This is a genomic window from Ephemeroptericola cinctiostellae (assembly GCF_003339525.1).
GTDB classification, from domain to species: Bacteria; Pseudomonadota; Gammaproteobacteria; order Burkholderiales; family Burkholderiaceae; genus Hydromonas; species Hydromonas cinctiostellae.
In genome coordinates, this window is the sequence record NZ_CP031124.1 from 2,136,685 (window position 1) to 2,148,883 (window position 12,199).

At 46.2% G+C, this 12,199-nt stretch carries 8 protein-coding genes, 2 tRNA genes and 3 rRNA genes; 3 read left to right on the forward strand and 10 right to left on the reverse strand.

Annotation, left to right across the window (positions count from 1 at the left end; genetic code table 11):
* Positions 1 to 10: 10 nt before the first annotated feature.
* From DTO96_RS09580 to earP, 8 genes are all read right to left on the reverse strand, one after another.
* Positions 11 to 388 (reverse strand): EF-hand domain-containing protein, encoded by a 378-nt coding sequence (locus DTO96_RS09580; protein ID WP_114563290.1) that lies wholly within the window; start codon positions 386 to 388, stop codon positions 11 to 13.
* Between the two features lie 293 nt (positions 389 to 681).
* A 5S ribosomal RNA gene (gene rrf / locus DTO96_RS09585) occupies positions 682 to 794 on the reverse strand.
* Positions 795 to 1,020: 226 nt separating this feature from the next.
* A 23S ribosomal RNA gene (locus tag DTO96_RS09590) occupies positions 1,021 to 3,895 on the reverse strand.
* A 403-nt stretch (positions 3,896 to 4,298) separates the two neighbouring features.
* Positions 4,299 to 4,375: transfer RNA gene (locus tag DTO96_RS09595), tRNA-Ile, on the reverse strand.
* A 19-nt stretch (positions 4,376 to 4,394) separates the two neighbouring features.
* Positions 4,395 to 4,470: transfer RNA gene (locus DTO96_RS09600), tRNA-Ala, on the reverse strand.
* A 69-nt stretch (positions 4,471 to 4,539) separates the two neighbouring features.
* Positions 4,540 to 6,083, reverse strand: a 16S ribosomal RNA gene (locus tag DTO96_RS09605).
* The 16S, 23S and 5S rRNA genes sit together here with 2 tRNA genes alongside, the layout of an rRNA operon.
* 592 nt (positions 6,084 to 6,675) lie before the next feature.
* Positions 6,676 to 7,236, reverse strand: a complete 561-nt coding sequence (efp, locus tag DTO96_RS09610) for an elongation factor P (RefSeq protein WP_114563291.1) — start codon at positions 7,234 to 7,236, stop codon at positions 6,676 to 6,678.
* 90 nt (positions 7,237 to 7,326) lie between these two features.
* A complete protein-coding gene (gene earP, locus DTO96_RS09615; protein ID WP_114563292.1) occupies positions 7,327 to 8,463 on the reverse strand; it encodes an elongation factor P maturation arginine rhamnosyltransferase EarP in 1,137 nt (378 codons plus the stop codon).
* A gap of 92 nt (positions 8,464 to 8,555) precedes the next feature.
* Here earP and hslO point away from each other — a divergent pair, with 92 nt between their 5' ends.
* Positions 8,556 to 9,473 (forward strand): Hsp33 family molecular chaperone HslO, encoded by a 918-nt coding sequence (gene hslO / locus DTO96_RS09620; protein ID WP_114563293.1) that lies wholly within the window; start codon positions 8,556 to 8,558, stop codon positions 9,471 to 9,473.
* Between the two features lie 94 nt (positions 9,474 to 9,567).
* Here hslO and DTO96_RS09625 read toward each other — a convergent pair whose 3' ends face one another.
* The gene (locus DTO96_RS09625; RefSeq protein WP_114564017.1) at positions 9,568 to 10,020 is read right to left on the reverse strand and encodes a septum formation initiator family protein; all 453 of its coding nucleotides are present in this window, start codon (positions 10,018 to 10,020) and stop codon (positions 9,568 to 9,570) included.
* Positions 10,021 to 10,263: 243 nt separating this feature from the next.
* Between DTO96_RS09625 and DTO96_RS09630 the strand changes: the two genes are divergently transcribed.
* Both DTO96_RS09630 and DTO96_RS09635 read left to right on the forward strand, forming a co-directional pair.
* Positions 10,264 to 10,635, forward strand: a complete 372-nt coding sequence (locus DTO96_RS09630; RefSeq protein WP_114563294.1) for a hypothetical protein — start codon at positions 10,264 to 10,266, stop codon at positions 10,633 to 10,635.
* A gap of 128 nt (positions 10,636 to 10,763) precedes the next feature.
* Positions 10,764 to 11,606, forward strand: a complete 843-nt coding sequence (locus tag DTO96_RS09635; protein WP_114563295.1) for a class I SAM-dependent methyltransferase — start codon at positions 10,764 to 10,766, stop codon at positions 11,604 to 11,606.
* Between the two features lie 122 nt (positions 11,607 to 11,728).
* Here the strand turns inward: DTO96_RS09635 and DTO96_RS09640 are convergent, their stop codons facing one another.
* Positions 11,729 to 12,115 (reverse strand): MmcQ/YjbR family DNA-binding protein, encoded by a 387-nt coding sequence (locus DTO96_RS09640; RefSeq protein ID WP_225972482.1) that lies wholly within the window; start codon positions 12,113 to 12,115, stop codon positions 11,729 to 11,731.
* Positions 12,116 to 12,199 lie beyond the last annotated feature (84 nt).

Genomic DNA, 12,199 nt, shown 5'->3' on the forward strand with positions numbered 1-12,199 from the left:
ATCAAAATAATCAGAGTGCTTTTTTCTGTTTACGCTCTTCTTTTGACAGCATACCATCTTTATTGATATCCTTTTTCGCCAAACGCTTATCAATGGATTTTGTCACATGTTCTTTGACTTCTTCGCGGGTAATCACATCATCCTTGTTCTGATCCGCAGATTTTGCAACAGATAACTTTTTACCTGAAATCTCATCTAAGGTAACCTTGCCATCTGCATTTACATCTGCCTTAGAGAATTTTTTCTCATAACGTTGCACACCTGCTGCAATCATTTCATCACGACTAAATACACCATCACCATTTGTATCCGTGACATTGCCCTTAGCAAATGCATTCAGGCCACACAAACCACTCACCATTAAAACCAAAGCTATTTTTTTACGCATAAAAACACTCTCCAATTTATTATAAAAAACTACTGCCTCATATACATCACAGGATTGAGTTTATCAGGAAAAAAAGACATGCGTCAATTTAATTAAAAACAAATTGAAGAACTAAAGTGGCTTGATACTCATCACAGCCGAAGGCGAGTCCGCCTACAGCCTTGTTGAGCACGGCTTGCTGTGACCTTGGTTTGTTCTAACACAGCAAATGGACGGTTTATTGGGTTGCATCTGATGGTTTCAAATGCGCATAAAAAAACCCCAGCTCAAAGAGCTGGGGTTTAGTATATAAAGCCTGACGATGACCTACTTTCACACGGGAATCCGCACTATCATTGGCGCTAAGTCGTTTCACTGTCCTGTTCGGGATGGGAAGGAGTGGGACCAACTTGCTATGGTCGTCAGGCAAAGCCTGCATTGCCTGTTATGAGTAGTTGAAACCTCAAACAGCCAACATAAAATCGGGCGTCTTTTGTTGAACTTTCGTCCAACAGACTAGAAACTAAGCATATTTACAGTGACATCCATCTGATTAGGATGGGTTTTAACGAGTTAAATTACATCAATCAAACAAACCGTGATCTTTCGATCATCGATTAGTGCGACGCTTATACTGGAACAACCACAGTTATAAGGTCAAGCCTTACGGGCAATTAGTATTGGTTAGCTTAATGCATTACTGCACTTCCACACCCAACCTATCAACGTCCTGGTCTCGAACGACCCTTCAAAGGAGTCAAGCTCCTGGGAAATCTTATCTTCAGGCAAGTTTCCCGCTTAGATGCTTTCAGCGGTTATCTCTTCCGTACTTAGCTACCCTGCGATGCTTCTGGCGAAACAACAGGTACACCAGCGGTACGTCCATTCCGGTCCTCTCGTACTAGGAACAGCCCCCGTCAAATTTCCAGCGCCCACGGCAGATAGGGACCAAACTGTCTCACGACGTTTTAAACCCAGCTCACGTACCTCTTTAAATGGCGAACAGCCATACCCTTGGGACCGACTACAGCCCCAGGATGAGATGAGCCGACATCGAGGTGCCAAACACCGCCGTCGATATGAACTCTTGGGCGGTATCAGCCTGTTATCCCCAGAGTACCTTTTATCCGTTGAGCGATGGCCCTTCCATTCAGAACCACCGGATCACTATGTCCTGCTTTCGCACCTGCTCGACTTGTCAGTCTCGCAGTTAAGCACGCTTTTGCCATTGCACTTTACACACGATGTCCGACCGTGTTAAGCGTACCTTCGAACTCCTCCGTTACAATTTGGGAGGAGACCGCCCCAGTCAAACTGCCTACCATGCACTGTCCCCAACCGCGATTCAGCGGCCTAGGTTAGAACGTCAAATAATTCAGGGTGGTATTTCAAGGTTGACTCCACTCTGGCTGGCGCCAAAGCTTCATAGTCTCCCACCTATCCTACACAAAACGATTCAACATACAATGCAAAGCTACAGTAAAGGTTCATGGGGTCTTTCCGTCTAGCCGCGGGGAGATTGCATCATCACAAACATTTCAACTTCGCTGAGTCTGCGGAGGAGACAGTGTGGCCATCGTTACGCCATTCGTGCAGGTCGGAACTTACCCGACAAGGAATTTCGCTACCTTAGGACCGTTATAGTTACGGCCGCCGTTTACTGGGACTTCAATCAAGAGCTTGCACCCCATCATTTAATCTTCCAGCACCGGGCAGGCGTCACACCCTATACGTCCACTTTCGTGTTTGCAGAGTGCTGTGTTTTTATTAAACAGTCGCAGCCACCATTTCTCTGAGACCCTTTCACGCTTCTTTGTTCAAGTCACGCTACTGGGGCATACCTTCTCCCGAAGTTACGGTATTAATTTGCCGAGTTCCTTCTCCGCAGTTCTCTCAAGCGCCTTAGAATACTCATCTCGCCCACCTGTGTCGGTTTGCGGTACGGTCTTGTATGACTGAAGCTTAGAGGCTTTTCTTGGAATCACTTCCAGTTACTTCGTGACCTAAATCACTCGATCGATGACCTTGGCTAATGAGCGCCGGATTTGCCTAACGCTCGCCTACATCACCTAAACCAACTCTTCCAACCGTTGGATAACCTTTTACGATCCGTCCCCCCATCGCATCATACAATGGTACAGGAATATTAACCTGTTTCCCATCAGCTACGCATTTCTGCCTCGCCTTAGGGGCCGACTAACCCTACGCCGATGAACGTTGCGTAGGAATCCTTGGGCTTACGGCGAGGGGGCCTTTCACCCCCTTTATCGCTACTCATGTCAGCATTCGCACTTCTGATACCTCCAGCACGCTTTTCAACGCACCTTCACAGGCTTACAGAACGCTCTCCTACCATACGTGCAAGCACGTATCCGCAGCTTCGGTTATAAGCTTAGCCCCGTTACATCTTCCGCGCAGGACGACTCGATCAGTGAGCTATTACGCTTTCTTTAAAGGGTGGCTGCTTCTAAGCCAACCTCCTGACTGTCTTAGCCTTCCCACTTCGTTTCCCACTTAGCTTATATTGGGGACCTTAGCTGGCGGTCTGGGTTGTTTCCCTCTTGACACCGGACGTTAGCACCCGATGTCTGTCTCCCAAGCTCATACTTTACGGTATTCGGAGTTTGCCATGGTTTGGTAAGTCGCAATGACCCCCTAGCCATAACAGTGCTCTACCCCCGTAAGCAATACTTGAGGCACTACCTAAATAGTTTTCGGAGAGAACCAGCTATCTCCAAGTTTGTTTAGCCTTTCACCCCTATCCACAGCTCATCCCCTAATTTTTCAACATTAGTGGGTTCGGACCTCCAGTTGGTGTTACCCAACCTTCATCCTGGCCATGGATAGATCACTTGGTTTCGGGTCTACGCCGTGCTACTGTCGCCCTTATCAGACTCGCTTTCGCTACGCCTCCCCTATTCGGTTAAGCTTGCAACACAACGTAAGTCGCTGACCCATTATACAAAAGGTACGCAGTCACGGAACAAGTCCGCTCCTACTGTTTGTATGCATGCGGTTTCAGGATCTATTTCACTCCCCTCCCGGGGTTCTTTTCGCCTTTCCCTCACGGTACTGGTTCACTATCGGTCGATTACGAGTATTTAGCCTTGGAGGATGGTCCCCCCATATTCAGACAGGATTTCTCGTGTCCCGCCCTACTTGTCTGATGCTTAGTACCTAGGTTGAGTTTTCGTATACGGGGCTATCACCCTCTATAGCTGGACTTTCCATTCCATTCTACTAACTGATCCTATATCACATCACGGCTGGTCCCATTTCGCTCGCCGCTACTTTGGGAATCTCGGTTGATTTCTTTTCCTACGGGTACTTAGATGTTTCAGTTCTCCGCGTTCGCTCCACTGACCTATGTATTCAGTCAGCAGTAACCCCTAAGGGTTGGGTTTCCCCATTCAGATATCTCTGGATCAAAGGTTATTTGCCACCTCCCCAGAGCTTTTCGCAGGCTATCACGTCTTTCGTCGCCTGTAATCGCCAAGGCATCCACCACATGCACTTAGTCACTTGACCTTATAACTCTGATCGCTCAGGTCATAAAGTGTTCGCACTAGTTTTGACACACACATTTACATGAGTATGTGTGTCGGTTTGTTTGCCGTAATTTCAAGTGCCAATTCATTGCTGAATCGACGTCGTATTCTTCATACTACTTCTTGAGAACTACTTTATTTTGATGCAATCTAACCCGTGTTAAAACATGCATTCAATTCCTTGAACACATCATATTATCACTGTTAAATTTGCTTGGTTTCTAGTTGTTAAAGATCAGCCGGGCATTGCTGCCAGCGCGTTTGCGCTATAATCCTTCGTAAAGGATTAAGCATCAGCACTTGTCAATGCGGATACTTAATGATTCACTTGGAATAAGACAAGTCGAAATTAAACAACAATAAATACTTTAAGAACAGTCATGTGGTGGGTCTTGATGGACTCGAACCATCGACCCCTGCGTTATCAACACAGTGCTCTAACCAACTGAGCTAAAGACCCGTCTTCGATCCAACATTCTTGGTGGAGGATGACGGGATCGAACCGACGACCCCCTGCTTGCAAAGCAGGTGCTCTCCCAGCTGAGCTAATCCCCCATTAGGATTTACTGTTCTTTTGTTTAACATTCCGATAAGTGTGGACGTTTATGGCTTTTCTATCTCTAGAAAGGAGGTGATCCAGCCGCACCTTCCGATACGGCTACCTTGTTACGACTTAACCCCAGTCATGAATCCCACCGTGGTAATCGCCCTCCTTGCGGTTAGGCTAACTACTTCTGGTGAAACCCACTCCCATGGTTTGACGGGCGGTGTGTACAAGACCCGGGAACGTATTCACCGTGACATTCTGATCCACGATTACTAGCGATTCCGACTTCATGGAGTCGAGTTGCAGACTCCAATCCGGACTACGATCGGTTTTATGGGATTGGCTCCACCTCGCGGCTTGGCAACCCTTTGTACCGACCATTGTATGACGTGTGAAGCCCTACCCATAAGGGCCATGAGGACTTGACGTCATCCCCACCTTCCTCCGGTTTGTCACCGGCAGTCTCGCTAAAGTGCCCAACTTAATGATGGCAATTAACGACAAGGGTTGCGCTCGTTGCGGGACTTAACCCAACATCTCACGACACGAGCTGACGACAGCCATGCAGCACCTGTGTCCACTTTCTCTTTCGAGCACCTAATGCATCTCTGCTTCGTTAGTGGCATGTCAAGGGTAGGTAAGGTTTTTCGCGTTGCATCGAATTAATCCACATCATCCACCGCTTGTGCGGGTCCCCGTCAATTCATTTGAGTTTTAATCTTGCGACCGTACTCCCCAGGCGGTCTACTTCACGCGTTAGCTTCGTTACTAAGGAAATGAATCCCCAACAACCAGTAGACATCGTTTAGGGCGTGGACTACCAGGGTATCTAATCCTGTTTGCTCCCCACGCTTTCGTACATGAGCGTCAGTGTTATCCCAGGAGGCCGCCTTCGCCACCGGTATTCCTCCACATCTCTACGCATTTCACTGCTACACGTGGAATTCTACCTCCCTCTGACACACTCTAGTCTGACAGTTACAATCGCAGTTCCCAAGTTAAGCTCGGGGATTTCACGACTGTCTTATCAGACCGCCTGCGCACGCTTTACGCCCAGTAATTCCGATTAACGCTTGCACCCTACGTATTACCGCGGCTGCTGGCACGTAGTTAGCCGGTGCTTATTCTTTAGGTACCGTCATCCCCAACCAGTATTAGTGGTCAGGCTTTCTTCCCTAACAAAAGAGCTTTACAACCCGAAGGCCTTCTTCACTCACGCGGCATTGCTGGATCAGGGTTGCCCCCATTGTCCAAAATTCCCCACTGCTGCCTCCCGTAGGAGTCTGGACCGTGTCTCAGTTCCAGTGTGGCGGATCGTCCTCTCAGACCCGCTAAAGATCGTCGCCTTGGTGAGCCTTTACCTCACCAACTAGCTAATCTTCCATCGGCCGCTCGTTTGGCGCAAGGCCCGAAGGTCCCCTGCTTTCAACCATAGTTATATGCGGTATTAGCCACTCTTTCGAGTAGTTATCCCCCACCTAACGGTACGTTCCGATGTGTTACTCACCCGTTCGCCACTCGTCAGCAAAGAAAGCAAGCTTTCTTCCTGTTACCGTTCGACTTGCATGTGTAAAGCATGCCGCCAGCGTTCAATCTGAGCCATGATCAAACTCTTCAGTTTAATTCATTGCTTTCGCATTTGCCGTATCGCTACGGCTACTCAAGTATTGACTGACATTTTAATTCAAATGGCTTTAACACCATTCTCATTGCTTTGTTTCGTCAAGTATGAGCCTCTATGGTTTAACGTCTAGAACCTAAGCTCTCGACTACACCACAAACGCCCACACTTATCGGCTGTTAATTTTTAAAGATCTTGTCTTTCCGAAGCAGAACCTTGGCTCTTTTTCGCTGCACCGTCATCAGCACAGAAGCGAGATTATGAAGCATTCAAACCAGTTCGTCAAGCATTTTTTTAAGTTTATTTTTTAACATCAACAACAAACTCGAACACCCAACCAACCCTTCACACCGCTTGTCTCGCCGCCTCAGCAGCAGAGAAACGAGATTATGAACACTTATCAATTACATGTCAACAACTTTATTAATAAATTTCAAAAGCATTTATCCAACATAAATCCATTCAATAATTACAAAAACGAGTTTCTCTATAACACCTACTTGAATGGACTCATATGCATTCAAAGCAAGCGCAAAAAAACGACGCTGGATGCGTCGTTTTTTTTATCAACCCGAACAATCAACCGATTCACTTACTTCACACGTGAACGGTATTCATTTGTACGCGTATCGATTTCAATCTTATCGCCCGTATCAACAAACAAAGGCACTTGGATTTCATAACCAGTTGCCAATTTAGCACCTTTAAGCACTCGGCCCGACGATGTATCGCCTTTTACTGCTGGCTCAGTGTAAGTCACTTCACGAACAATGGTCGTCTCTAATTCAACAGAAATTGGGCGCTCTTGGTAAAACACAACATCGCACACCATGCCATCTTCGAGGTAATTAAGCGCATCGCCCATGCTTTCTGCTTCGATGTCGTACTGGTTATACTCTTCATCCATGAAGACATACATTGGATCGCCAAAGTATGAATACGTCACGCGTTTTTTATCAAGAATAACCACATCAAACTTGTCGTCAGCGCTGTATACAGTCTCTGCACCTGCGCCAGTCAACAAATCTTTCATTTTCATTTTAATCACAGCACCCGAACGACCTGAGCGGCTGTATTCGGTTTTCAATACGACTTTCGCCGCGCCATCCTGCATAAACACGTTACCTACGCGTAATTCTTGAGCACTTTTCATCTAAACACCTTAAGTTCTAATTTGATTTACCAATATTTGCAAAATATTTTGCTAAAAACTAAACGCGCCATTATATCGAACTTTATTCACTTATGCCAGTGGCGCGGCCGCATGTTGCATCAATTGTTGCGCCAAATCGTCAGTTTGACATAGCTGCTCACAATAGGCTTCTGCATGACGCTGAACGGCGTCGAGGCTTTCAACAAATCCCAACCACGCCTCACCGTTGAGCATAGCACTGGGTTTGAGGTTCCATGCCCATTGAAGATCCGCCCACGCCTGAAGCGCCTCAGGGGACTCACTGTCTTGACAGTATCGCTCAACAAATGCCTCAAGCTTGTCAAGATGAACACCATCGTGCTGCGGGTAAATATGCCAAATAAATGGTTTTTTTGCCCATAAGGCGCGCACGAGCGAGTCTTCACCGCGGATGAAATTAAGATCAGCCGCCCAAAGAAGCAGATCAAAATCATCTTGCTTCAACATGGGTAAATACTCAATGCTTAATTTTTGATGCAAAAAAGGGGCGTGTTCATTTATAAAAGCACGTACAGCCGTGGTTGCTTTACCATGCGTCACTGCCAGTTGAACAGGAGCATCCGATTCAATCAGCAAAGGCAGCCACCCCAACAAGGGCATGTGATCATATCCAAAAAGCACTACTTTTAAAGCTTCATTTTGTACAGTAAATCCTGTTAAGCGCATCCAAGTGGTTAACTGTGTCTGTGCATGATGCTTTGTGAATGCATTGTTTTCTCGGAGTAAGCCACCACTTGTTGCTGTAAACCCAGGAAAGAAAAATGTCTTCATCAAGCCATTGTTCTGCGGTGAACGCATGCCATGACAACCATCAACCCACGCTTCTGCGCTTAAATACTCCAAGTTAATCCAGCGCGGCGCCACCCCACTTTGTTTTTTTACAAGCATTTGATCGACATATCCTTCAGGGATGGTACAAGCAAAAGCCTCGACAACCACATCGGCCGCTTGAACATCCGACCATTGAGTGCCATCACTCCAAGCAGCCAAAGTCACGCCTTCAATCGATTGCGTGTACTTCCCCGCGTCCACCCCTGCCCAAATGGCAGCCAAAGCCTCCAAATCATCGAGCCAAAGCCTCACTGCCACACCATGCTCTTTGGCCAATTGTCGAGCCAATCGCCAACAGACCCCCACATCACCAAAGTTATCAACGACCTTACAAAAAACATCCCATGTTTGCTTCATATTTCCCTAACATCACCTACAAACTGAAACTGGCGTAAAATAGGCGTTCATTTTTCATTAACACCTAAAAATCTAAATACCTTACTCACAGCATGAATCAAGACACCCTACACCGCATTTTATTTCAAAACGCACCTGTTAAAGGCGAACTCGTGCAGCTGCCAAACACTTGGCAAACACTGCTATCAACCAATCAAAAACGCCACTATCCCGCAGCAGTCGAACGCTTGCTTGGACAAATGGTTGCCGCCAGTGTTTTGCTTTCAGCCAATCTAAAATTTGATGGCAGCCTCATCATGCAGATTCACGGTGATGGACCAATTCAACTGCTGGTGGCGGAATGCCGCTCTGACCTCACCGTTCGAGCCACTGCAAAACTGCGTGAACACATCACAGTGACAGACGACATGGGTTTAAAACAACTCATCAATGGCAATGGTCAAGCACATTTTGCAATCACACTGGATCCAAACGACAAAATGCCAGGTCAGCAGCCGTACCAAGGCATTGTTCCTTTGGATGGCGACACCATGGCCGAAGTGCTCATGCACTACATGCATTCATCCGAACAACTGGACACCCATATTCAACTCGCTTCAACACACGAAAGTTGCGCGGGTTTACTGCTTCAAAAACTGCCATTGCATGGCGGCAGCAACACTGAGGATAACGCTCACATCTGGGATGAACTCAATCACATCGCGCAAACACTGTCTGATGACGAACTATTAAATACGCCGAGCGATACCATTTTGCATCAACTGTTCTGGCAGTACCCAATCGAGCAACATACGATTCAAGATTGCCAATTTGGCTGCACCTGCTCACCCACAAAAGTCAGCAACATGCTCACCATGCTGGGTAAAGAAGAGGCACTGAGTATGGTAAAAAATGGGCAAGTTGATGTTGCTTGCGATTTTTGCGGGCAAGAGTACATTTTGAACGAAGCGCAAATCCACGGTTTATTTGAACCTGATGCAGCTCAAAAAGCCGCCGCCCAATTGCATTGATGTGCACGCACACCCACATAAAGCATTTTTAAAAAACAATGCATTCATTTAAAAAGAGCAGTCCATCGCTCTTTTTTCACATCCAAATCTCACTTCAAGGTTTAAGCGCTGACGTTGATGCCACAGGAGGGCTGACAGCCACCGCTTCATCTTTAACAGGCGGTGTCGATGTCAATGGCGCAATCGGTTTTACAGGCGCCGCTTGTCTCACGGTCACAGCAGAATCACCCGCAGCCAACGCCGGGGAAACTGCAGTTTGGCTCGGTCCCGCAGCCACAGCCGAAGGCTGATCCATCACCTGCACGAACACTTCATCCGACTTCACCATCCCAAGTTGCAACCGAGCACGCTCCTGCACGGCATCATTGCCCTGCTTCAGGTCGCGAATGTCGGCCTGAAGTGCTGCATTACGATAAATCAATTCTTGATTGACTTTTTGTTGCTCATCAATGGATTTTTTTGTCTGAAATAATTCCCAATAGCCATTCCACAAAGGCCATTGCAAGGCAACAAGTATTAACACAAGAAATAGGGGTAAACGACGCATGGCAAAACCCATAGGAAACCAATAAAAAAGAACAAGCAATGTCTGTCACTATACCGCAAAGTCTGGCATAACGTCATCAAAAGCCTTTGTTTACTTACTTGTTTACTGACTTAAGAATAAAACCCCATTCATAATATTCGACAGCAAACCCTTGCGGATAGAAACCTGTTACAATTAAGTGTCGATAAATCGATGTGGCATTGGGGTTTATTTTTCAACAAGTTACGCATTAGGAGCGATGACATGGGTATTTTAGATTCAATCAAAGATTTGGCCAATAAAGCGGTTGACACAGTAAAAGATGCCGCGGATGACGCTCAAGAGGCTTATAACGAAGCGGGTGGTGTGAGTGGTTTGGTTGACAAAGCAAAAACTGAATTGACTGAGCTTGGTGACAATATTTCTGAAACTGCAAGCAAGGCTGTTGACGCCGTTAAAACAACAGCGACAGAAGCCGCTGACTCAGCAAAAACAGCTTACAATGAGCATGGCGGCGTCAGTGGTCTGGTCGACAAGGCAAAAACAGGCTTGTCGGAATTGGCCGAAACAGCCAAAGACAAAGCCGACAATATCATCGGTAACGTTAAAGACGATGACGAAGCGCCAAAAGCATAAATCACATAAAAGATGTGCCTCATGCGAAGCACATCACTGTTGCAATGAAAAAACCAGCACAATGCTGGTTTTTTCATTCAGATATTTCCAGTATTTTTTAGTATTCTTTTTAGCACCATTCAGCAGCCATGTCAAAAATCAAGCCAAACAAATCCCTTGCTTATGAAGTCCGTCCAAACCAATCCATTGAACTGTTGAAGGAGTTGCACATCTTAACCCAAGATGGCAAGATGAACCAAGACAGCCGCCGCAAGCTCAAACAGGTGTACCACCTTTTTCAATTCATCGAACCTTTATTAACCGAGCGACTGGCACAACAAGACAGCATCAGCCTCGTTGATCATGGCGCTGGCAAATCATACCTTGGCTTTATTTTATTTGATTTGTTTTTTAAAGAGAAGGCCACTCGATCAACCATCTACGGCATCGAAACCCGCGATGATTTGGTCAATAGATCCAAAGAATTGGCACAACGCTTGGGATTTTCCGGCATGGAGTTTCTCAATTTATCGGTCGCTGATTCCATTGTTTCAACAGCCTTACCAGAACACATTGATGTCGTGACCGCCCTGCATGCTTGCAACACGGCAACCGACGATGCAATTCACTTTGCGCTTAAAAAAAATGCACAACACATTGTTCTCGTGCCCTGCTGTCAAGCAGAGGTCGCCTCTGTTTTACGAAAAAACAAAAGCACTCAACTTAAAGCCCCCTTGACCGAAATTTGGCGTCATCCACTGCACACGCGCGAATTTGGCAGCCAAATCACCAATGTATTGCGTTGTTTACAGCTTGAAGCACATGGTTATCAAGTTTCAGTCACTGAATTGGTGGGTTGGGAACATTCCATGAAAAATGAATTGATCATTGCCAGCCGTAAAGGCCAAGCAAACACGCGCGCGCGTGAACGGTTGCACGAGTTACTCGACACCCTTGGGCTGAATGAAATGCGCGAACGTTTTTTTGCATAAGCGTGATTCGTGAAGCCAAAACATTCACGATGAATTTAAATGGCTTCAATTTTCATTAAGCCCCCAGAAACATACTTGCCTTGTTGCTTTAACACATGCAGCACCGTTGATACAATGAGCACTTACACTTCATAAGTCATAGACAACATCTGCTGTTGTATTTTTTTTGGCAATGACAAATAAACCAAATCATACGATGCACGTACCCAATCTTGGATTGTCTCTTCATCAATCACTCCATCCAATTGCACGGTATTCCAATGTTTTTTATTCATGTGATAACCACCCGTGACCGACGGATATTCCTGACGAAGGCTCAACGCCAAATTGGGCTCACACTTTAAATTCATTCTGGGCGGCTCATCTTGCCATGCCAAAAGAGCAAATACTTTACCCGCAACTTTATACACCAAAACTTCTGGCCCAAAAGGCATGTCCTCTATTGCAGCTGGCATTGATAAACAAAATGCACGCCAATCATCAACCACATCATTTTTTTGAACCATCATTATCCTTTGAACATTTATGCAACAATCGCAGTAAAACCCAACACTTGCATGTTAGAACTGTGCAGAATTGGGGTTCTAAAGTAT